Here is a 22,315-nt window from a genome sequence, read left to right as displayed (position 1 = left end):
TATTGTATGGTTTGATATGAGTAGTATTTAGAGTGTACTGCTTTACTCCCCTAAGCTATCTTCAAGATCACCTAATGTGAGACCAGTTTCTTGGGTACTATAGATAGTGATACCAGTATCGTCGATTTTATCATTCATGACCAATCTACCAATGCGATTGCTGGCTTCTTGGTTGCCTTGATCGGCAGCCTTTTTATACCATTCAAAAGCTGTGTCATAGTCTTGCGGCACGCCATAGCCACTCTCGTAGAGACCACCCATATTAAGTTGTGCTAAGTCTAACCCTTGATCAGCGGCTTTGGTATACCACTCTAAAGCCTTATTATAGTCTTGCGTCACGCCGTAGCCGTTTTCATAAAGAGTGCCAAGATTATTTTGGGCATCAAAGTCTCCATTGTCAGCTGCCAATGCAAACCATTCAAAAGCTGCGTCATAGTCTTGCGGCACACCATAACCGTTCTCATAGAGACCACCCATATTAAGTTGTGCTACACCTACCCCTTGATCAGCAGCTTTTTTGTACCATTCAAGAGCTTTATCATAGTTCTGATCTACGCCCTTGCCAAAATAGTATAGTGAACCTATATTATTTGGAGCCTCAAAGTCTCCATTATCAGCTGCTAACAAATACCATTGCATTGCTTTTTCATAGTTTTGATCAACGCCTACTCCATTTTCGTACATAACACCAAGATTAAATTGAGCATCAGAGTACTTCTGGTTAGCAGCTTTTTGAAACAGTTCAAAAGCTTTTTCATAGTTCTGAGGAACTGAGTCGCCTTCATAGTAGGCTGCTCCAAGTTCATATATTTCAGCAGCAGTGTTTTGATTGGAGAGTAGCTCTGTATTTGATGATTCTGCTGAGCAAGCAGCAGTTATCAAACTACTGGATAGCATTGTCGCTAGTAGTAAAGACTGAATTGAAGAAGCAAATTTTCTTTGATACATCGAAGCTCTGGTAGGAAATACTATTGAATTGGCTAATTCGGACTCACTTGCTCATACGTTTTGCCTTCTGATACTGGTATGCAATCGACTTCTTTTTGAGACTCGGTAGGTTTACAGTATCTCATCGTCTTAGTATATTGATATACCCTATCATAGACATGCTCACCTTCTGCTAGTGGCGTGAGGTATACACTCCCCATATTTATTGACACTGGTATATTAATATCCAAAGCTGGCGTAGGTAAGGTCATGCCATCGACATTAAATAAGCGGCGCTGATACCCGTCGCCTTCAACCATGATATCAGCGTATTCATAAATGAATTGTAGCTGTTCTTTATTGCGCCTGTGTCTTTTATCATCTGAGACAACCATAGGTGGCAAGACAAACTTGCCTGTGCTGTCAGAAGTCGTTTGATGTTCATCCGTTAAGTAAATACTTACATCAGTAACAGGTTGCTGAGTGACACTATCTAGTAATTGGCCTGAAAGTGCTGGGGTGACGTAGTAATCAGTAGGCTCTGGTATCAAGCACGCACTTAATGGGACCGTTAGTACACCGATGAAGGCAAATAGTTTATAAGGCTTCATTTGTAACTCCATCTGGTAGTGGCATGCAATTGACATCTTTTTGAAATTCATTAGGCTGACAAAATGTCATGTCATCAATGTACTCAGTTTCCAGATCGTTAATATCCACACCTTCTGGTAGCGGCTCTAAAAACACCTTACCCAAATGAATATGATATGGTACTTCTTCGGTATACTTGACTTCTAAAAATTTGAAGCCAGAATTGCTAAAGACTTTTCTTCTATAGCCTTCTTTATATAAATCAAAACCACCTTCAGTCATGAGGTTTATCCCCCTGCCAGTATCAGAGGTGGTATAATCTTCTTTATAAGAAGGTAGTCTAAAGTACCCATTATGATCAGTCATTGTTGTATCTGCACTGGTTTGAAAAAGAGAAACGTTTTCTATAGGCTTATTGGTGGTTTTATCCAAGACTTGCCCAGTAATAATTGGGGAGGCATAGCCATAGATGTCCTGTCCTGCTGAGCAACTTAGAAGGCCTAAAGAGAAAAATGTACCGATAATTAAACCGCTCGATTTGCTAAATATGCTCATAAACGTGCTACCTTATTATAAAGTAAGTTGCGATATCGCTAATAATCCAAGTACGTCTTCTTCACTAGCGACCACTTTATCGTCATAATCCTGTGGATTCTGTTCAGCATATTTCATTAAATCATACTCACTACCTGTAGCAGTGTATGTGCCATTTACTGCTTGTAAGATAGTAGACGAGCCTTTATGAGTTTTGGAATAATGCTGCCCGCCATTGACCAGTAATATCTCATGACCTATTTCATGTGCAAATACTCTTTTGAAAATCTTATCAGCGCTACTTTTCTGCCGGAATCTCCATACTTGCTTACCGTGCGAATCAATGAGTAGCAAATATCCAACATTATAATAAGTCATCCTTGATGCTTCCCAGTATCTAGAGCGTCCAGATACACTATTGGTGTTAAAGATAATATTCATTTTAGGCATGCTATTACGATCAGTAATTTCACACTTGGTAAATACTTGAAATTTCTCTCCATGAATATCGATATCAAGTCGTTTGTTTTTAATTGTATTGTGCTGACGGCTCCAGTAGCGGCTGACTCCTTGCTTAACCAAACTCTTAACCTCACTGTTAGTCAAATAATCAGACATCTTATCCCTAGAGATTATAGATTCTTTGTTTTGATTTTGAGTGTGATTGCTAACTACCCTGTCAGGGACTATATCCCATTTCAATTCAGATATACTGACTCTGAGATTTGCAACTATGCGCTTTGCTTGTTTATCTATACTAATATCTATCCAATCTTGTTTTTTAAACTTAAAAACAACTTTTTCTATATCGCTAGCTATAGTATTGCTACTCAAATCTGTAGCAGACACTTTTAGAACGACTCCAGCTAATAGAGCCTTGCTAGCATAGATATCACCAATAAAGCCATCCCACTCTAACGTAACAATATCATCTTTGTTAAAAGTGCCAGATTTGGATGCTAGGGGCGTTGGTGTCCCTGATACATCCAGCTTGAAGTTTTTGAATGAACCACTCTGTACTTTGACTTTGATATATATTTTGTCATATTTATCAGGAGCTGCATTTCTTGATGATTGTCCATGAGGTCCTACATGGTTACGTGCTTTAATACCATAAGGAGCAAACAAGTTATGATTTAAATAGACATCCTCAATACTAAAGTAATTATCGCTATCACTCCCTTGATTCACATCACCATAAGTCGCCATGTATTGCTCAGGTTGTTCAACTCCCATTACATCAAAACCCGACTCCGAAAACGCTTGTTGACTAGCAATCAGCTTTGAGCCGCAGCTGGTCATATCGCCTGCACGAGCAACAGGCGCACCATCCACTATATAGGACGGGTCACCCGTGATAATCGTGACGACTTTTTTGCATTTTTTACAGACAACTTTGTCGCCCTTGCGAGCGATAGGAATACCATAATGAGTGGTTTGTGATGAGCCAGTTATTACTGTACCGCCATGTGTGGTCTTTGCGCCAACTGTGATATAGGCTGCCATAGTGCTACCTTGCTTGAATGACCAAAGTTTAGACTCTTATAGCGAATCTATTATTTGCATGACATTATAGATGGCTAAAGCATTTAATATCAAACTTAAGTTCATCAGGAAATGTAATGCATATAGCAAGCTTGGTCTGCGCACAGTATAGAAGCGTTTGAACGATTGACTTTGCTAAAGGTTTGAATATTTTGTCCAGCATGAAAAACGAGCAAAAATCTAACCTTCCATCTCACCAATCAACCACTCAGACACGTCATTAATTTGCGTTGCTACATCAGGATGCGCTGTGCCTAGTTCATCGAGCTTAGTTTTTACGTCATTGCGATTGTATTTGCTATCAGTCAGAGTCTCCTTTAACAGATCAATCAACTCAACATTTAGCGCATCAGAGAAGATAACGACTTCACGAATCACTGCTTGTTTTACATCAAGGTGCAAATCGATAATGCCCCAATCAAAGCGTGTCTCGATATGATGGGTAAACTCAGGAGTCTTGCCAAAACGCCAATCCCAATCCGCCATTTGCTGATAGTATTTATTCAAACTAGGCTGCTTAGATAGACTGGCTTCATCTAACGCTTCTATTGGTGCAGTGTCGCCGTAATATTCACAAAACGCCTCAATAATCGCATCAGACAGCGTGTCATGATTGATGTCTTTATTAAACTCAACCAAGTTAGCCACACGAGCACGCACGGATTTTATACCTTTGGCTTTTAGCTTAAGTGGATGCGGATTGAGATAATCGCCCAGCTTTTGCATATTGGCATTGACGAGTAATGTCCCGTGATGAAAGCTTCGATCCGCTGCATGTTTAAAGGCGCTACCTGAAATTTTCTTATCACCCACTTGCATATCATTGCGTCCAGATAAGTCTGCATCTATGCCTAATTTTTTCAGCGCATTGATGATGATGGTAAAGTTCGCTGCTTGGTCATAGTCGTTTTTAGGAGATAAAAAGGTAAAGTTGGTATTGCCCAAATCATGAAACACTGCACCGCCGCCACTCTGACGCCGCGCCAAAAATACATCATCGGCTTCCATTTTGTCGATTTTGCATTCTACCCACGGATTCTGCGAGCGTCCGATGACCACGGTCTCAGAATTACGCCATAAGAATAGCGTGTGCGAGTCGGGATTGAGGGTATTGAATATCCAATCCTCGGTTGCAAGGTTAAACCAAGGGTTGGTCACGGCAGATTTTAAGATACGCAGTTTCATTATTCATCCTTTTGAGTAGAAGATTATTTATTAGGTTTTATAAATTGGCTTTTATAAATAGCTACTGTCATTTTTACCGATGCGAATCTTTAATTCAATGGCTGTGTAGTAGATAAGATTGCTAATTAAAGCCAGTATTGCTAAAAATTAATACTCCATCTATAGGCTCTACCATATATCAGAAAATAAATATTTGTTGATACAGCAATGACTGGCATGGCTGTTTGCGTTTAGTTGTATTCACAGGCTTGATCTTCAATAAAACATCATCTAGAATATGTTTCAATGTACTAGAACGTAAATACAATAACTCTATAATTAAAAACTCATCAATAAGTGATTAAACATAACAAGGTTCAAATATGAAAACAGAACATACAGCAGCTGGTTACGGATTACATCAATCAATCCTGCCCAACGACGATGGTTTATATGGGGAGTTTGGTGGCAAAATTGGACATCCTGAGCTTGCCAAAGCCATGGCGGAAATCGAAATAGGCTTTCGTGAGATTATCAAAGATGATGACTTTATCACTGAGATGAAGCGCCTGCGTGAGACATATGTGGGTCGTCCAAGTCCTATTTATCATGCGCAGCGCTTAAGCAAACATTGCGGCGGGGCACAGATTTATTTTAAGCGCGAAGACCTCAATCACACGGGCGCGCATAAGATCAATCACTGTTTGGGTGAGGTATTATTAGCCAAGAAATTAGGCAAAACCAAAGTCATTGCTGAAACTGGTGCGGGGCAACACGGTGTAGCACTAGCAACAGCGGCTGCGCTGATGGGTCTGGAGTGCGAGATTCATATGGGTGTCGTCGATATTGAAAAGGAGCATCCCAATGTCAGCCGTATGAGAATTTTAGGAGCCAATATCGTTCCTGTATCACGCGGGGCAGGGACGTTAAAGGAAGCAGTGGATAGCGCTTTTGAAACGTATCTAAATGAGCTTGATACCAGTATGTTTGCCATTGGCTCAGCATTAGGGCCTGCACCATATCCAGAAATGGTGAGCTATTTTCAGTCCGTTGTCGGGCATGAGGCACGTGCGCAATTCATAGCAACGACAGGTCAGTTGCCTAATAAAGTGGTTGCTTGTATCGGTGGTGGTTCCAATGCTATCGGTATGTTCAGTGGGTTTTTTGATGATGCAGGTGTAGAAAAAATAGGCGTAGAACCAGCAGGAGAGGGTTTGGATACGCCTAATCATGCAGCGACCATGTCGTTAGGGGTCAAAGGTGAAATTCATGGTTTTAAATGCTATGTATTGCTCGATGAGAAAGGTGAGCCAGCCCCCGTGCATTCGATTGCATCTGGTTTAGACTATCCTGGTGTTGGCCCACAGCACTCACATTTACGAGATCTCAAATTAGCGACTTATGAGTCAGCCACAGATGCAGAGTGCCTAGAGGCATTTATGGCATTGTCTCGGCTTGAAGGTATCATTCCAGCTTTGGAGTCTGCACATGCTATTGCCTATGCGATGAAAATTGCTAAGACTATGTCAGCGGATGAGACCATTTTGGTTAATTTATCAGGTCGCGGTGATAAAGATATCGACTTCATTTTAGATAAGGTAAATTTATAAACAAAAGTGAGTGATGAGTATAGAAAAATAATCCCTTTTAAGCGATTAAAAAGTTATCATCGTGGTATTTTTTTACGATATAACCTTTTTACGACTGAGACCTTTTATAACGGTACATTTATCATAAATGACCATTTCTTATAAATAGAGAACAGCCGTTCCATGTTTGATAGGATTGTTCCATGACTAACCGCGACCTCATTATTTTCATCACGCTGTCTTTTATGTGGTCGCTGTCTTTTATATTTTATCGCGTGGGCGTGCCGGAGTTTGGCTCGTTGACCTTTGCCAGTTTACGGGTCATATTTGCTGGGTTGGTCATGCTGATTTTTGTATTAATTAGCAAGAAAAACAGAGAGGGCATCCGCGAAAATTGGAAAGTGTTGGCGCTTGTTGGATTATTCTCCGCTGCAGTGCCATTTATGCTGTTTTCTTTTTCAGCCCAATCTGTAAACGCTGGTGTGTTGGCAGTGCTCAATGCTTCTGTACCGATGCTAAGTGGATTTATCGCCAGTACGTTCTTTAAAGATAGGCTGTCAAAAAAGCAAATTCTTGGCCTAATCATTGGTGTTATCGGTGTGGTAATTTTGATGAGTGAGAGTTTGTTTGGTGGGCAGAATGCGACGTCGGGTTCGAGTCTGTTGCCGATGGGTTATGGGTTATTGGCCTGTGTTGGTTATGCGCTAGGGGCGAACATTACTAGGAATTACTTGAATGATGTCTCTCCAGTGGCGATTACCGCAGGGTCACTCATTATTGCCAGTGTGATTATGCTGCCGGTTGCAATATATGAGTTCCCTTATGGCAAGAGTATCAGTGCCCAGGCTTGGGCTTCTGTTATCTGTATTGGTGTGTTTTCTACTGCCATTGCGCTGATTTTTATGAATCAATTAATCAAAAGTATCGGCCCTATGAGAGCGACGAGCATTACGCTAGTGATTCCAATTTTTGCGATTATTTTGGGCTATTTATTACTGGGTGAAGCACTGGATACACCTGCCATTATCGGTTCGGTGGTGATATTGTTTGGGACGTATTTGTCTTTAGAGTTATCTGTTACTAGGATGATAAAGTCGTAAACTATGCATGTAATAATGTGGGTGTTTTGACTTTATTGGGCATTGTCATCCACACAAATAATGCCATTCAAACAATTTCTATTTTGAGTGTCGGTCCATGGCGACGATAGGTCTAATGCTTTATGCAATTGATAGGGTGTGATGTTTCGCTCATCTATTTCACGACCGTTTTCATCTTTGTCAGGTATAGGGTATCGCTTAAGACGTTCGGTATCGGATTGATCCATAAATATTAAAAAGTTTTGCACATTTTTAGCCAGTTTACTATCAGAGCGTTGAGTCAGCTGCACCATCAGTTGTTCGTTATCTAAGTCATAGAATTCGCGCATTTCCTCATCTGTCCACTGGGTGTTCTCTGACCCAAAAAACAGTAGATAACGATAACTATTAAACAATACGTTAGCATCGTTATAAAAGATACTCTGTGGATAATGGTGCATGAAATCTTCCCAGAAGACGGTACGCTCTACCAACTCCTCAAAAGAAAAAGCTATCGCTGCATCAAACCAAAATATTCCTTGATTGTCTTGAGCCATTCGCTGGACGAAGGCCGCTTGATCCTCTGGTAGATAGGGGCTGAATGTATCTGCCATAGCCGTTAGGTCGTGATGAAACTCATAATCACCTTCGCCCAAATAGCGCACACTGACGTCAGACCTACTCATGATTAAACTAACCAAATATCGAACATGAGGGTTCACTGCTTTTAATTGTGTCACTGAAACCTTTTTACCTTGTTCAATACTACTCATCAAGTCATAAAATGCGCTGTTATCTATATCACTATCAACGCTCAGAAAACGGGTATACATCGCCTGATATTCTGCTAACCACTCCAGTATCTCAGCGTTATTGGCCACTGGTAAGCAAGCGGTTAACTGGTGCTGAACCGCATGAATGTCTTCGATTTCATTTTTATTGTCGATTTCATTTATCGTGTCATTAAGCTTGCTACAAATCAGCCGCTCTTTTAATGTTTCTTCCGATAGCTCCACCAATGCTTTAGTGAGTTCTTTTGGCGTCTTCGCTTCTGCGACAGGCTGTGTGCTTTGGATGGTCGTTGATTGTGCTTCTGATGAGGTCGCTTTATCTGAGGGAGGCTGGCAAGCGGTAAGGGCAAACACTAAGCTTGAACCTATAATGAGCGGTAATTTTTTGTTTTGGATAAGTGATAACGACTTCATTTTTTATTTCTATACCTGTAGCAGGAAAGAGTGAGTAGGGCATGTCCCAACAGTCTAACAGACCCTAATAAAACAGCCATCTTGTATTTTATTTTAGGGCAAGCTCACAATCTTCTAAATTCTCATAAACGTTTTTGTATGCCTCTCTGTCGCTATAAATATCAATATTTGGGTTCTGGTGCCAATCAAGGCTGAGGTTGCATTCAAACTGCGAATACGCTTTTAGATTTGAAGGTTTGCAGCTTGACGCTTGCTCGATAGATTCAGTGTCGAGTTCCCAAACTTGCAAGTCGCCTTCAAGCTGCATCGCTCCCTGCATAGCAGAAGGGCAGGCATAAGCGAAATCTGATGAGACGTCTAGGCTATCAAGGTCTATCTGGTCAGTGCAAGAAATACCATTTAGGCAATCTCTATCATGCCGCACATCCCAAGGAGAGGGTATTTGTAATACTTGGTGTAATTGGTAACGCACTTTGGACCAATCATGTATTTCATAACCATCTTCATCTGTGCTGGGTACAGGATATTTAGTCTGTCGTTCGCTATCGGGTAACGCTAAGAAGCCAAGAAAAAGCTGAGCATTTTTGGCTAATATACTGTTGGGACGTCTGGCTAAATCAAGCATGATTTTTTTATAATTAGGTTCCATAAACCGATGTATAGCGTCATCTGTCCATTGTGTATTGTCTGCGCCATAGAAAAGCACATAGCGATATAAGTTCAATAAAATCTTGGCATCTTGCACAGCATAGCCATTTGGATATTGCTGTATATAATTTTCCCAAAATGTTGCACGTTCGACCAACTCCTGAAAAGTAGTAGTCACCGATGCATCCATCCAAAAACTCTCTTGATTGTCCTGTGCCATACGTTGGATAAATGCTGCTTGGTCTTTTTGTAGATAAGGTATAAATATGTTTACCATCGCTAGCATGTCATGATCAAATGAAAATAGACCTTCTCCCAAGTCACGGAATCTCACATCGCCACCACTTTGTATTAGCCCAATCAAGTATTGTGCACGTGGGCTTAGGGTTGCTAGCTGCTTTGATGTTGCACTTTCTTCATAATATAAGTCATAGACAATGCTGTTAAAGTTTTCATCGTCTATATCAATATCACCTACTAAAAACTGTTTATACATTGACTCATAACTGCTCAATAATGCCATTACTTCAGCATTGCTGGCCGTCGGTAAGCAAGCATCGAGTTGCTTTTGAATGGCGTAAATATTTTCAATTTTGCTAGTACCATCCACTGTTTGCATTGTCTGATTCAGCTGTACACAAGTTTTCGCATCTACGCCTAAGCTCTTTTTACTAGGCTCAGGTTTCTCTACGACAGTTGGTATGTTTGACTCCTCAACAGCTTGTGTTTGATCTGATGGGATATTCGAGGTTGGCTGGCATGCAGTGACAGTAACAGTGATAACAAGCAGTAAGCTTGCAACTATGATGAATGACACTTGATTCTTTTGCACAGACTACATCCTCTTAACATGCCGTAAAATATAAATATTTATAGTTTAAAATAAGTTCTCATAGACAAATAATAGAACTATTGTTTGCCTGTGGTGATTTTACCCTTTAATAGGCTGTCGAGATAGTAGGTATTGTCCTTTATTAAATAAATATAAAGCAGTGTTTCTGTTTGTAAAGTTTACTTGAATAATAACGGACACTCCCTATAAAGATAACGGTCGTTCAATATGCATCTTTGCTTAGCGAATAGGCAATAATATATTCTATTGACCCATTACTATTGATTCAATAGCTCGCAATTTTTCACAGTTCTAAGCCAGTTATTTGCGAGCACTTTAACTAATAGTTGAGAACTCTAATGAATAGTCGAGCACTTTAATTAGTAGTAATGAACCTCATAATAAAGAACACCAATTTATAACGACAAACATAATAAGGCATAACATGGCACACGATAATTTATTTGAACCCGTAAAAATGGGCACGCAAACGCTAAAAAACCGTATCATTATGGCACCGTTGACGCGCCTGCGTTCAGTTGAGCCGGGTGACGTACCGACTGTACTTGCTAGCGAGTACTATTCACAGCGTGCTAGCTCAGGGCTTGTGATTACTGAAGCGACGCAGGTTTCTTTTCAAGCAAAAGGCTATGCAGGTGCACCTGGCGTTCACACCCAAGACCAAATCACCGCATGGAAAGCCATCGTTGATAATGTCCATGCTAAAGGTGGCAAGATTGTGGTACAGCTATGGCATACCGGTCTAGTCTCGCATGAGAGCGTACAGCCGGATGGCAAAGCACCAATCTCTGCCTCTGATGTCCATGTCGGTATACGTACCTCGTTGCGTGATAGCAACAACCAAGCCATTCGTGTTGAAGCGACTACGCCACGCCCAGCCACACTTGATGAAATCAAGCAAGTCATCGCTGATTTTGCGCAAGCGACCAAAAATGCTAAAGAAGCAGGTTTTGATGGGGTTGAGATTCATGGTGCTCATGGTTATCTATTGCATCAGTTCTGGGTTGAGCAAACCAACCAGCGTACTGACGAATACGGCGGTAGCCGTGAGAACCGTGCGCGCCTAACACTAGATGTCATCGACGCCTGTGTGGATGCTTGGGATGCTGATCACGTTAGTATCCGTATCTCACCGCTTGGAACATTTAATAATGTAGAAGCTGGCTATAACGAAGATGAAAATATCTGGCTAATCGAGCAGATTAACAAACGCGGCATCATGTATTTGCATCTATCAGAGCCTGATTGGGCTGGTGGTACGCCTTATAGCGATGGATTCCGTCAACGTGTCCGCGCTGCTTTTGATAACTTGATTATCGCTGCTGGTGGTTATACTGCCGAAAAAGCAGAGAAAAATGTTAAAGCTGGCTACATCGATGCCGTTGCCTTTGGTCGCGATTATATTGCCAACCCTGATTTGGCCGAGCGTATTCGTGAAGGTGCTGCGCTAAATGAGCAGCATCCTGATAGCTTTTATGGTGGCGGTGCTGAAGGTTACACCGACTATCCGTTTTTAAACCAAGCGTAATATATAGTCGGTGAACTACTAAACGGCTACGGCGTTACCCTCCTTAGATGTACTACTTGTACAATCTGCAGTCGGCTGCCTTGTACCCATTTTAGAGTTCTTTGACTATAGTTAGTTCTATATAACTGACAATCGAAAGCCACCAGACAATTATCGTTTGGTGGCTTTTTTTGTGCATCGTGATAAATGAATTTCGGCTACTTGAGCTATTTAATAAAATTACCCGTTTGATAATCTCGAAACGTTTGGCGCAGCTCTTCTTGCGTGTTCATGACAAAAGGCCCATAACCTGCCACTGGCTCACCAATAGGCTCACCACTGAGTAGCAAAAGTTTGATAGGGTTTGGTGTCGGTTCTTCAGAGATGGTAATAGAGCAGTGCAGCTCAATGGTATCAGTATCAGGTGCTTGCTCATCTTGCATATCAGCACGATGTTGCGTGGGTGCCTCAAACTGAATCAGACTGCCTGCGCTCACAGGCATATCATTTACCCGTAGTTCGCCTTCTTGCACTAGCAGCAGCGTATTGTGCGTATTGGGTATTTGCAGCGTCGTTGAACCAGAGGCATGGAGCTCGATATTCCAAACATTAATGGGCGTAAAAGTACTGGCTGAACCTGTTACTCCTTGCCATTCGCCAGCGATGATAGCGGCTTTGCCAATAGTGGTTTGATTATTAACATCACTATCGTCGCTGTTATCTATCAAGTCAACGAGAGGTATCTCCGCCCGTTTGATGCTTTGGTATTTTGGATGGGTTAGTTTGTCTGCGCTCGGTAGATTGACCCACATTTGTACCATACTAAAGACGCCACCACGCTGCCCAAACGCTGCTGAATGGAACTCCTCATGCATAATGCCGCGTCCTGCGGTCATCCACTGCACATCACCTTCTAGGATATCACCGCACCCACCGGTCGAGTCTGCATGGCTGATTTCGCCCGAATAGGCGATGGTGACCGTCTCAAAACCTTTATGTGGATGTTCTCCAATACCATGTGGCTGTGACTTATAGTCAGGGTTTGGCTCAAAAACGGTGGGCACGCCATAATCGAATAACAAAAACGGGTCGGTATGCGTATAGTTAAAATCGGCATTGTCATCGAGGTGGTTAATTAAGGTTTTTACATAAAAGCCATCACCCACCCAATACGGTGCTTTTTTAACATGAACGTTCTCAATCGGACGCATGTATTACCTCGTAAGACGAAATATATTTTTACTACTGGTGGAGCAGTGATACCAAGCGAGAGAATTATTACCTATTTCTATTCTAGCAGTTATTGAACCTTTATTGAGTTAAAAGGAAACTTAAGTAGAATAAAAAATAAAGTCGCAATAATGCTTGCGTGTTCAGTAGGTTTTAAAAACACGCTCTAATGCATGATAAAAAATATTGAACACAACTGATTGTTAAACCGACTAATAGACAAACAGATGAGTTGTTAAAAAATGAATCGTTAGACAATCTCGCCACTGACGAAACCGCTTGCCCACGCCCATTGGAAATTATAACCACCAAGCCAGCCTGTGACATCGAGCACCTCACCGATGAAATACAGACCATCTTGCAAGTTACTCTGCATAGTCTTTGAGGATACTTCGTCTGTTTTGACACCGCCGCGCGTGACTTCAGCGGTACGATAGCCCTCGGTACCAGATGGCTTAAGTTGCCAACCATTTAGACTCGCACCAAGCTCTGCCAAACGCTCATCTTTAATATTAGCAAGCTCGGTATCTTTTATATCTTCCCACAGGTGAGTCTGTAGCGCGGTCAGTAGCTTTTTTGGTAATGCATTGTCGGTAAAGTCCGCCAACACCGTGCGAATCAGCTGCTTGGGATGTGATTTTTTATGAGCCAATAAGAGCGCTGTCGTATCTGTCTCTGGTAGCAGGTTAATACTGATGGTTTCACCTGTATGCCAATAGTTAGATAGTTGCAGCATAGAAGGACCGGACAGTCCACGATGAGTGAACAGCAGCGGTAATTTAAAGGAGATACGCTCGTTGCTAGCAATAACTGGCAAGCTAATACCTGACAATGCTCGAATCAGCTCACCTGTTTTATCAGTGAATGTAAAAGGCACGAGACTAGCATCAGTCGGTATGAGTGTATGCCCAAACTGCTGTGCCACCTCGTAGCCCAAGCCACTAGCACCCATGGTGGGGATAGATAGTCCGCCAGTAGCGACGACCAATGACTCACAGCTATAGCCTGTTTGTGGCAGCTTGGTTTGATTGGCGGTATCTTTTCTTTCTTGCTTTTCTTTCTTGCTGAGTTGCTTGGTTGTTAGCAATTGAAAACGAGCATTTTTGTCGTTTTCGACAGTTTGAACGCTTTCAATTTGAGCATTCAGTTTGACTTGGACGCCTGCTGCTGCACACTCATCAAGGAGCATGCTCAAGATATCTTGTGCAGAGTCATCACAAAACAGCTGACCGTGCTCACGCTCATGGTAAGGAATTTTATGCGCCTCAACCATACCGATAAACTCCCAACTGGGATAACGGCTGAGGGCTGATTTACAAAAATGCTGGTTGGCACCAAGGAAATGCTCAGGCTCGACGAAGTAATTGGTAAAGTTGCAGCGGCCACCGCCTGACATGAGGATTTTTTTGCCTGCTTTATTGGCATGGTCTAATACCAGTACGCGGCGACCACGGCGACCCGCAGTGAGCGCACAGTATAACCCTGACGCGCCAGCACCGATAATAATGACATCGTAGTGGGCGTATTGTGATGTATTGCGTTGATTGCTCATTGTGGTCTCATAAAATGATAGGGTCTGTACACTATAAAATCGCTACAGGTATCAACTTCGCTCACTATCTAACGATATCGTGGGCACTCAGTTTTCTTGTATCGATCATAGGGTGAATTGACTATAGATATAAAATAGTAAAAATAAAGCCGATTGCTTATATTTAATAAAATCGTGCTTTAAAAATTGTGCTTTAAAAGAGTCAGTCGCTCTTAGCGTTCGCTTTAGAGTAGCTATTGTCCATATTTTATTTAAGGTTACAAGGATTAAATAGCTTATTGCCCTGTCCATAAATTTTATCATGTATGACCAATTATACAGCTGTACAGTGATATTGTTATGAATGGCAGTCGATGCCTTGCAACCATCCGGCTTATTTGTCAAACTAACCTTACGTGTCACGCATTATGGAAGATGGCTCTTATTACCTGTACAGACGGTCATTATTGACGATTGGTACAGGTCATAATAATTAAAAAGGATGACTATTATGACTCAGAAATCATTTCCCCTTGCAGCCGAGTTCATCGCTGCTGCCAATACGACAGCTGAACAATATCGCACCGACTATCAGCAGTCTATCGAATCCCCTGAATCTCATGATGCCTTTTGGGCGAAGCGTGCAGAGCTGATTGATTGGATAAAAAAACCCACCAAAATCAGCGACGTTAATTATGATTTAGAGGATTTTCGAATCAAGTGGTTTGAAGATGGCGAGCTGAACATTTCTGTCAATTGCCTAGACCGACACCTACAAAACAACCCTTACAAGCCAGCGATTATTTGGGAAGGTGATCATCCTTCCTTACATAAAATCATTTCCTTTAAAGAGTTGCACGAATCGGTCTGCCGACTGGGTAACGCAATGCGTAAGCTTGGAGTCAAAAAAGGCGATCGCGTCACCTTATATATGCCGATGATACCGGAAGCGATGGTGGCCATGCTGGCATGTACGCGTATCGGTGCCGTGCATTCAGTGGTCTTCGGTGGATTCTCTGCTGAGAGCTTGGGTAATCGTTTGATAGACAGTCGCTCAAAACTGGTTATCACTGCTGATGAAGGTTTGCGTGGTAACAAACGTACACCGCTCAAGGCGAATGTCGACCGTGCACTCGATATGGATGGCACTGATAGCGTGACCAACGTCATTGTCGTCCATCGTACGGGCAACTCCGTACCGATGAGTGGTCGCCGCGACCTTTGGTACCATAGCTTAGTAGATGGTGAGTCGCAGTATTGTGAGCCTGAAGTGATGAATGCCGAAGATCCGCTATTTTTACTCTACACATCTGGCTCGACTGGTAAGCCTAAAGGTGTGTTGCATACGACTGGTGGCTATATCACTTATGCGCTCTCTACGTTTCGAGATGTTTTCGATATCAAAGATGACGATGTCTACTGGTGTACAGCTGATGTAGGATGGATTACAGGTCATACTTACTTAACTTATGCACCGCTCGCCAATGGCACAACGACAGTGATGTTCGAGGGTGTACCAGAATATCCAACATGGGCACGTATCGGCCATATCATTGATAAACACAATGTGACGATCTTATATACCGCGCCGACAGCGATTCGAGCGATGATGAAGGAGGGAGATGCCTTTGTCCGTGAGTCTAATCGTTCTAGCTTGCGCTTGCTCGGAACCGTTGGGGAGCCGATCAATCCAGAAGCATGGGACTGGTACTATCATGTCGTCGGTGATAGCAAATGTCCAATCGTTGATACGTGGTGGCAGACGGAGACTGGCGGTATCTTAATGGCGCCGATACCAGGGGCGGACGCACTCAAACCGGGTGCAGCGATGAACCCTCTATACGGTATAAAACCAGAAATCGTCGATAGGGATGACACTATATTAGAAGGCTCTGCTGAAGGTAACTTGCTGATTAATAGTAGCTGGCCGGGACAAATGCGTACCATTTATAATGACCATGAGCGTTTTTTAGAGACCTACTTTAGCGATTATCCAGGCTATTATTTCACCGGTGATGGTGCGCAGCGTGACGAGGACGGACATTACTGGATTACGGGGCGTGTCGATGATGTGCTCAATGTTTCAGGGCATCGTCTAGGCACAGCCGAGATTGAAAGCGCCGTGGTCGCACATCCTGCCACGGCTGAGGCTGCGATTGTCGGTATGCCACATGAGATTCGAGGCACGGGTATTTGCGCCTTTATTATTCTAAAGTCAGGTGAGAAAGAGACAGAGTCACTGAAGGCTGAATTGAATCGACACGTGCGCTCTGAGATTGGCCCCATTGCCAATTTGGATACGATTCATATCGTCAATGTGTTACCAAAAACGCGTTCGGGTAAAATCATGCGCCGTATCTTGCGTAATCTAGCGGCAGGACAGTATGTCGGTTTAGGTGACTTATCCACCCTTGCAGACAGTTCTGTAATTAATCAGTTGGTTGAGGTAGTCAAAGCTGAGCGTGAAGAATAGTCACAGCTATATCCTCGTTAGGCAATTAAAAAGAAGCCATGTTATAGAAATAGCATGGCTTTTTTACGTAGACGATATTGATATGAATAGATTTTAAAGGTTCAATGCTATTTAAAAGCTCAATGCTATTTAGCCGTGCATCGACTAACAACAAACTGTTATTTTTATAAATACTATTTTCTGAACACTTACTTTATAAGGCTTTCTGTCATTATGACTCATCATTCTTTAAATCCGACTGAGACCACTTCACCTAAAATCGCTGTCATCGGCGGTGGTTTGACTGGGCTGTTTACCGCCACATTATTGGAGCGTGCTTTTAGCCAAGGTAAAGACAAAACCTTAATACCTAACATTACTATTTTTGAAAAGTCTCGCAGTGTTGGACGTTTAGCCACTCGTTATCGTACCGACAGTCAAACTGGTAAGAACTGGCAATGGGCATTTGGGGCACAGTTTTTTACGGCTAAAACAGCTAGCTTTCAACATTTCATTGCGCCTTGGCTAGAGTCGGGTTTATTGCAACCATGGTGTGCACAAGTGGTCAATCTAACACCAGCAAACGATAGCATTGAGTCATCCGATCTCCAAAGCAAAGAGCAATGGAACATCACGCAAGCACGCTATATCAGTACCCCCAAAATGACCAGCTGGGGACGTGAATTGGCTGATGAATTGCAGCACACCACGATAAAATTTAAAACCCGCGTTGCACCGCTGGCTCAATATGACAGCTCTCTAGCAGAAAAGGTCGATAAAAAAACAGAATTATTTGACGATACTGGTGCTAGTCTCGGTTACTTTGACTGGGTGATTTGTACTGCACCTAATGGTCAGGCAGCCGAGCTGATGGCAGATAGCAACTTTGCTGCGCAATCAAAAATTACTGAGCCACAGATGCAGGCTTGTTATACGTTGATGTTGGGGTGGCGTGATATTGCCGCATTACCGAAAACGCTAAGTAATCTAGCAGCACAGCAATGGGATGTTGCTTATCTGAACAATTCTATTCTCGATAGAATATTCATCGAGCATCAAAAGCCTGCTCATGATGATCTGCTACCCAGTGTTACCATTCATGCCAGCAATCATTGGTCAGAGCAGCATGTCGATGATGATATCGAGATCGTCCAAGCACAATTGCTACAAGCCGCACAGCAAGCATTAAACTGGAATGAGGAAAGCGCACCTAGCCAAATAGACAGTCATCGCTGGCGTTATGCGGCAACGGTGGTTAATGACAACAACGATAAAGATGCGTCAGGTATTTTAGTCGATGAGACGTATCAGTGGATTGTCAGTGGTGACTGGTGTACACAGGGTAATATTGAAAGCTGTTATCAAATGGCACAACAGACGATTGAGGCTATTTATAATCTTCGTAAAGTAATATAAGAGTGAAGGAGTTGCTCATTGACCAGTGAGGTCTATCGGCATATTCAAGATATTAAATATGCATTTAAATGATCTAAACGCATTCGATAGAACTAATAGACCACCTCATGACGGGACGGGTAACGTCATAAGAGATTGATGAGTGTTGCATTACTAAAATTATGTATATTAAAATTAATCCTTAAATTAAAAATAATGCTATTAAAACCTCTAATAAACAGATATATTTACCTATGGTAATATATGGAATGGTATAAAGCTAGAGGTGAATAAAGTGCTGATAGGAAGTGATTTAACCCGCGTGATGCTCGAAAATGGTTGTCAGGATATATGGTGTGCGGTAGATGATAATAGCGATGAAGATGCTATGAGAGATCAAATCGAGAATGATTTTACAGCGAGAATTGTGTCTTGTGACAATGAAAAATTCTACTGTACGGCAGGTATGGCATGGTTATGTGCTGTGCCAATCAAAGTGTTGCCAATGACGTTAAGTGATGTGAAATTCGAAATATCGTAATGTATGCTGTATCAGCTCAACAGGTTTATAACCTGTATTAAGAACCCACCATTAAGTGGGTTTTTTAATTTAGGGCAGAAAAGATTCTGATAGGAATTTTATAACCAAAATGCTCAGATGGTTATAAAAGGGCACTGTATGGATATAAATAGTAAAAATTTCTATTAATGAATAAATGTGGACAAAAAAGAGCCCACAAAGGAGGAGCTGTGGGCTGAGGAAAACTGATCGTGTAGTAATAATTATAATCACTACAAGGGCAGTGATTGGACGTTGTTGTTATTATAAAACTTCTACTATCTATCTCTAAGATTAAAGGAATAGCAGGTAAATCAATAGGTAGGTGTAGTTGCTTATTTATTTAAGTGTACAAGTGTTTTATTGGAATGGCTATCATAGCGTAAACAGTCACTGTTTGGCTGTTTTGGTTACATGATATTACGTTTAAAAGGACATTCGGAGGAGGTATGGGATAAACCATACTGCTGATATGATGTCGAATAAAGGTAGATGCTTTTGTGATTTTATGCGCATTACTAATAAATAGTGTTAATAATTCGTAGTTATATGACGATTAAGGATGGATTTTAATATAATTAGTAACTGAGTAGCTAAAGAGATGGCATGACGACCTGCCTGAAAAATGCTAAGCTATCTGCCATTATTATGTCTATATGAAACTGGGTTTGCCATGACTGAAAATACGCATTTGCATACGCAGGAGCCATCAAGTACGCAAAATACCAAGAGTATTTTTAACTTGCCCAATAATCTGACGATTGCGCGAATATTAATGATCCCGCTATTTGTCGCCATTGCTTATTGGCCACCTTCCATGGGTATCGGCATGCCAGCCATCTCAGACAATGTGATTGCGCGAGTAGGCATGAGCGAGTTTAGCGATAGCTTAGTACGTCATTTATTATTGACGGGCGTTTTTATTATCGCTGCGATTACCGATTGGTTAGATGGCTATTTTGCGCGTAAGCTCAATGTGATGTCAGCTTTTGGGCGATTCTTGGATCCCGTCGCTGATAAACTGATGGTCGCGGTAGCGCTTATCATCTTAGTACAATGGCATCCCAATATCATAATGGCGATCGCTGCCATCGTGATTATCTCGCGTGAAATCGCGGTATCTGCATTGCGTGAGTGGATGGCAGAGTTGGGTAAAAGTACCAGTGTGGCTGTGTCTTATGTGGGTAAGCTTAAGACAACATTCCAGATGGTGGCGATTACCGTGCTATTGCTCAATTGGGAGTCACTTGAAACCATTGGCTATGTGTTGATGGTAGCAGCTGTTGTTCTAACCCTATGGTCGATGATGATTTATCTAAGAGCCGCTTGGCCATATCTCAAGCAGAGTGGTTAAGCCATATTATTGATTGTAGTAGCATAAAATTTAGATAAAAACGCCAGTCGCATTAGCCACTGGCGTTTTTTGTTATCTAGTGTTCGCTTATGGGGCGATCGATTTATTTTACTCTTTGATTGTACATACTGTTGATATATACTCAAAATTAGTAAACAAAACATAAGAAAATTGGCCGAAGTATGACGAGAGGTCATTCAAATAAGGAAATAGGCATGACATCACATCAGAAAAAGTCGGGCGCTGCCGTATTACTATTGGCATTATTGACAGGGTGCTCTTCAGGCTCAAATATGCAAGAGCAGTCCACTTCAACTATTCAGCAAGAAAAATCCATTCAAACAGACTCTGTTGCAGAACGTTCTATTCAGGATGCTGCTGAATCAGAACGCTTAGGTACCAAATGGGGCGATGATGTTAACTCAGAGGTCACTACTGTTGATTTGCGCCGTACCAATCCTGAGCCTATTGAGCAAATGCAGGTTCGTTATGCAGACAAATCCTATACTGGCCGTGCTGTAAATAGCATGTCATTACTGGCTGGTAAGGTGGAGTTTTCGGCGGCAACCGATGCTGGAAAATTATCGCTCTATCGTAATGCTGGCAACTACTACCTTCAAGGTCAGGCGGGTCAGGCCTATCGTTTGGTATATCATAACAACAGTGCCAACACTTATGAAATCGTTGCCAGTGTCGATGGTCTAAATGTACTGGATGGCAGTGCTGCCAGTCGCTATGACAGTGGCTATGTATTAGAGCCAAATGACGATTTGGTAATTGAGGGCTTCCGTAAGAGTCAGAGTTCGGTTGCTTCTTTTATATTTAGTAAGCCAGATGATGCTTATGCTGCCAATACTCAGTCAGGCTCTATCAGTAATACGGGTGTAATTGGGACGGCTATTTATGAGCTGTATGATCCTACTAAGCCAAAGCCTCAACAGCCACAAGCCTATCCAGCAGACAATGGCTATGCAAAACCGCCACAATAATTATAACTTTTATTTTACTGTGAAATAAGAGACAAACTACCAAACATAAAAAACGCCAGTCGCATTAGCCACTAGCGTTTTTGTTTTTTCTATTTATGATTTAGCCAACTTATACCATTTACAAAAGTTAGAGTAGCAAGGAAAACGAGTGCAAGTACTACACATTATAGACTAAACAAGTTTGACACCGCTAATCGTATTTTTTGGGATTGGTATTACAGCGTGACTGAGTTGTTTTCACCTAAGTTTGTCGCTTTCTTACCATCCATTACCGCAGCGGTGGTCATCTTAAACATGTTAACCACTGAGCTACCGCTTAGCCAGTATTCTGCACCATGTGGTACGACTTTAATTAATTGTATATTTGGATCCTCTTTACCTTGCTCATAAAATGCATTGTAGATCGGTGACCATAGCTCATCGAGCTTTTCTTGGTCTTCGACCAATTCTGCCTTACCATTGATAGAGACATAATTCTTAGCATCTTGACTGACGTAGGCCAAGTTGACTTGCGGATTTCTTTCGATATCTATGACCGTTTCAGTGGTCTTATCGCCGATGAACCAAATTTCTTTTGCACCGATACTAGTTTCGCTGGTTGTCATTGGGCAGGCATGTAGATGGTCTTCATGAGTGCGTGTGGTCATCATGGCAAATTTGATGTCTTTTACCAGTTCTTGCACTTTATCGATATGGTCTTGTCTACTCATAGTAAATTTCCTTTTCTTTATAGTATTTGATTAATAGTTATGAAGTTTTTGTTAGGTAGGTTTCTATTTATTAATTTTTGGCTTTTTGATAGTTCGTATTTAGAATACCGACAACCAGTAGTCTATTTATATAGGTTGCCAGTAATACGATGTGAAAGTTTGTAAGGAGTATAAGGGTTAAGTAAAAATTGTGACGTTATACTCATTTCACTATGAAAGTGTTACTGCGTTAACTTCGCTTGAGGTATTCAATGTATAGTTAATCCTTTATAAAAGAGCTACAGCGTTAACCTCGCTTGAAGTATCACATATACATCTGCACTCGGTTGCCTTGTATCTCTTTTAAACTGAATCCACTATACATCTACACTCAATTGCCTTGTACTGCTTTTAAATTGAGTCGGCTGTATGCGCTCAAGCTTTCTGCTCTAAAAAAACGGTATGCAATATGAT

General features: G+C 41.8%; 18 protein-coding genes. 8 read left to right on the top strand and 10 right to left on the bottom strand.

Annotated features, from left to right (window positions below):
• Window positions 1-42: 42 nt before the first annotated feature.
• The 5 genes from IPZ60_RS01320 to IPZ60_RS01300 form a co-directional block, all read right to left on the bottom strand.
• The gene (locus tag IPZ60_RS01320; protein WP_194196082.1) at window positions 43-948 is read right to left on the bottom strand and encodes a tetratricopeptide repeat protein; all 906 of its coding nucleotides are present in this window, start codon (window positions 946-948) and stop codon (window positions 43-45) included.
• Between the two features lie 32 nt (window positions 949-980).
• Window positions 981-1,538: a hypothetical protein gene (locus IPZ60_RS01315; protein ID WP_194196081.1), complete on the bottom strand. Its 558-nt coding sequence runs from the start codon at window positions 1,536-1,538 to the stop codon at window positions 981-983.
• The gene (locus IPZ60_RS01310) at window positions 1,525-2,073 is read right to left on the bottom strand and encodes a hypothetical protein (RefSeq protein ID WP_194196080.1); all 549 of its coding nucleotides are present in this window, start codon (window positions 2,071-2,073) and stop codon (window positions 1,525-1,527) included. Before IPZ60_RS01310 ends, IPZ60_RS01315 begins: the two co-directional genes overlap by 14 nt.
• Window positions 2,074-2,088: 15 nt before the next feature.
• A complete protein-coding gene (locus IPZ60_RS01305; RefSeq protein ID WP_194196079.1) occupies window positions 2,089-3,558 on the bottom strand; it encodes a PAAR domain-containing protein in 1,470 nt (489 codons plus the stop codon).
• Window positions 3,559-3,777: 219 nt separating this feature from the next.
• Window positions 3,778-4,782: a lipoate--protein ligase gene (locus IPZ60_RS01300; RefSeq protein ID WP_194196078.1), complete on the bottom strand. Its 1,005-nt coding sequence runs from the start codon at window positions 4,780-4,782 to the stop codon at window positions 3,778-3,780.
• Window positions 4,783-5,144: 362 nt separating this feature from the next.
• Here IPZ60_RS01300 and trpB point away from each other — a divergent pair, with 362 nt between their 5' ends.
• Together trpB and IPZ60_RS01290 are read left to right on the top strand one after the other, a co-directional pair.
• Complete coding sequence (gene trpB / locus IPZ60_RS01295) at window positions 5,145-6,371, top strand: tryptophan synthase subunit beta (protein WP_194196077.1); 1,227 nt, start codon at window positions 5,145-5,147, stop codon at window positions 6,369-6,371.
• 182 nt (window positions 6,372-6,553) lie between these two features.
• A complete protein-coding gene (locus IPZ60_RS01290; RefSeq protein ID WP_194196076.1) occupies window positions 6,554-7,450 on the top strand; it encodes a DMT family transporter in 897 nt (298 codons plus the stop codon).
• 32 nt (window positions 7,451-7,482) lie between these two features.
• On the opposite strand, the gene IPZ60_RS01285 is transcribed toward IPZ60_RS01290, so the two are convergent.
• Entirely contained in the window at window positions 7,483-8,634 is a 1,152-nt protein-coding gene (locus tag IPZ60_RS01285) for a hypothetical protein (RefSeq protein WP_194196075.1), read from the bottom strand.
• An 88-nt stretch (window positions 8,635-8,722) separates the two neighbouring features.
• Window positions 8,723-10,114 carry a hypothetical protein gene (locus IPZ60_RS01280; RefSeq protein WP_194196074.1) on the bottom strand — a complete coding sequence of 464 codons (1,392 nt, stop codon included), beginning with the start codon at window positions 10,112-10,114 and terminating at the stop codon, window positions 8,723-8,725.
• Window positions 10,115-10,559: 445 nt separating this feature from the next.
• Here IPZ60_RS01280 and IPZ60_RS01275 point away from each other — a divergent pair, with 445 nt between their 5' ends.
• A complete protein-coding gene (locus IPZ60_RS01275) occupies window positions 10,560-11,663 on the top strand; it encodes an alkene reductase (RefSeq protein WP_194196073.1) in 1,104 nt (367 codons plus the stop codon).
• 206 nt (window positions 11,664-11,869) lie between these two features.
• Here the strand turns inward: IPZ60_RS01275 and IPZ60_RS01270 are convergent, their stop codons facing one another.
• Together IPZ60_RS01270 and IPZ60_RS01265 are read right to left on the bottom strand one after the other, a co-directional pair.
• Window positions 11,870-12,853: a pirin family protein gene (locus tag IPZ60_RS01270; protein WP_194196072.1), complete on the bottom strand. Its 984-nt coding sequence runs from the start codon at window positions 12,851-12,853 to the stop codon at window positions 11,870-11,872.
• Window positions 12,854-13,122: 269 nt separating this feature from the next.
• Window positions 13,123-14,424 carry an NAD(P)/FAD-dependent oxidoreductase gene (locus IPZ60_RS01265; protein WP_194196071.1) on the bottom strand — a complete coding sequence of 434 codons (1,302 nt, stop codon included), beginning with the start codon at window positions 14,422-14,424 and terminating at the stop codon, window positions 13,123-13,125.
• A gap of 490 nt (window positions 14,425-14,914) precedes the next feature.
• On the opposite strand from IPZ60_RS01265, the gene acs reads away from it, so the two are divergent.
• The 5 genes from acs to IPZ60_RS01240 all read left to right on the top strand — a co-directional run bounded on the left by acs (window position 14,915) and on the right by IPZ60_RS01240 (window position 21,152).
• Window positions 14,915-16,876, top strand: coding sequence for an acetate--CoA ligase (gene acs, locus IPZ60_RS01260; RefSeq protein WP_194196070.1), 1,962 nt, complete (start codon window positions 14,915-14,917; stop codon window positions 16,874-16,876).
• A 213-nt stretch (window positions 16,877-17,089) separates the two neighbouring features.
• Complete coding sequence (locus tag IPZ60_RS01255) at window positions 17,090-18,271, top strand: NAD(P)/FAD-dependent oxidoreductase (protein WP_194196069.1); 1,182 nt, start codon at window positions 17,090-17,092, stop codon at window positions 18,269-18,271.
• A 274-nt stretch (window positions 18,272-18,545) separates the two neighbouring features.
• The gene (locus IPZ60_RS01250; protein ID WP_320108705.1) at window positions 18,546-18,791 is read left to right on the top strand and encodes a hypothetical protein; all 246 of its coding nucleotides are present in this window, start codon (window positions 18,546-18,548) and stop codon (window positions 18,789-18,791) included.
• A gap of 691 nt (window positions 18,792-19,482) precedes the next feature.
• The gene (gene pgsA, locus IPZ60_RS01245) at window positions 19,483-20,163 is read left to right on the top strand and encodes a CDP-diacylglycerol--glycerol-3-phosphate 3-phosphatidyltransferase (protein WP_110922213.1); all 681 of its coding nucleotides are present in this window, start codon (window positions 19,483-19,485) and stop codon (window positions 20,161-20,163) included.
• 215 nt (window positions 20,164-20,378) lie between these two features.
• Window positions 20,379-21,152, top strand: a complete 774-nt coding sequence (locus IPZ60_RS01240; protein ID WP_194196067.1) for a hypothetical protein — start codon at window positions 20,379-20,381, stop codon at window positions 21,150-21,152.
• A gap of 215 nt (window positions 21,153-21,367) precedes the next feature.
• Here the strand turns inward: IPZ60_RS01240 and IPZ60_RS01235 are convergent, their stop codons facing one another.
• A complete protein-coding gene (locus IPZ60_RS01235; protein ID WP_194196066.1) occupies window positions 21,368-21,862 on the bottom strand; it encodes a pyridoxamine 5'-phosphate oxidase family protein in 495 nt (164 codons plus the stop codon).
• Between the last annotated feature and the right edge of the window lie 453 nt (window positions 21,863-22,315).

The organism is Psychrobacter sp. NG25 (genome assembly GCF_015234355.1).
In the GTDB taxonomy this organism is placed as follows: Bacteria; Pseudomonadota; Gammaproteobacteria; order Pseudomonadales; family Moraxellaceae; genus Psychrobacter.
Note: the sequence above shows the minus strand (reverse complement) of the source record. Positions and strands in the feature narration are given on the sequence as shown.

What these genes read in the sequence shown, in the direction of transcription:
- IPZ60_RS01320 (WP_194196082.1), bottom strand. Translation starts at nt 948, where the DNA reads ATGTATCAAAGAAAATTTGCTTCTTCAATTCAGTCTTTACTACTAGCG.
- IPZ60_RS01315 (WP_194196081.1), bottom strand. Translation starts at nt 1,538, where the DNA reads ATGAAGCCTTATAAACTATTTGCCTTCATCGGTGTACTAACGGTCCCA.
- IPZ60_RS01310 (WP_194196080.1), bottom strand. Translation starts at nt 2,073, where the DNA reads ATGAGCATATTTAGCAAATCGAGCGGTTTAATTATCGGTACATTTTTC.
- IPZ60_RS01305 (WP_194196079.1), bottom strand. Translation starts at nt 3,558, where the DNA reads ATGGCAGCCTATATCACAGTTGGCGCAAAGACCACACATGGCGGTACA.
- IPZ60_RS01300 (WP_194196078.1), bottom strand. Translation starts at nt 4,782, where the DNA reads ATGAAACTGCGTATCTTAAAATCTGCCGTGACCAACCCTTGGTTTAAC.
- trpB (WP_194196077.1), top strand. Translation starts at nt 5,145, where the DNA reads ATGAAAACAGAACATACAGCAGCTGGTTACGGATTACATCAATCAATC.
- IPZ60_RS01290 (WP_194196076.1), top strand. Translation starts at nt 6,554, where the DNA reads ATGACTAACCGCGACCTCATTATTTTCATCACGCTGTCTTTTATGTGG.
- IPZ60_RS01285 (WP_194196075.1), bottom strand. Translation starts at nt 8,634, where the DNA reads ATGAAGTCGTTATCACTTATCCAAAACAAAAAATTACCGCTCATTATA.
- IPZ60_RS01275 (WP_194196073.1), top strand. Translation starts at nt 10,560, where the DNA reads ATGGCACACGATAATTTATTTGAACCCGTAAAAATGGGCACGCAAACG.
- IPZ60_RS01270 (WP_194196072.1), bottom strand. Translation starts at nt 12,853, where the DNA reads ATGCGTCCGATTGAGAACGTTCATGTTAAAAAAGCACCGTATTGGGTG.
- IPZ60_RS01265 (WP_194196071.1), bottom strand. Translation starts at nt 14,424, where the DNA reads ATGAGCAATCAACGCAATACATCACAATACGCCCACTACGATGTCATT.
- acs (WP_194196070.1), top strand. Translation starts at nt 14,915, where the DNA reads ATGACTCAGAAATCATTTCCCCTTGCAGCCGAGTTCATCGCTGCTGCC.
- IPZ60_RS01255 (WP_194196069.1), top strand. Translation starts at nt 17,090, where the DNA reads ATGACTCATCATTCTTTAAATCCGACTGAGACCACTTCACCTAAAATC.
- pgsA (WP_110922213.1), top strand. Translation starts at nt 19,483, where the DNA reads ATGACTGAAAATACGCATTTGCATACGCAGGAGCCATCAAGTACGCAA.
- IPZ60_RS01240 (WP_194196067.1), top strand. Translation starts at nt 20,379, where the DNA reads ATGACATCACATCAGAAAAAGTCGGGCGCTGCCGTATTACTATTGGCA.
- IPZ60_RS01235 (WP_194196066.1), bottom strand. Translation starts at nt 21,862, where the DNA reads ATGAGTAGACAAGACCATATCGATAAAGTGCAAGAACTGGTAAAAGAC.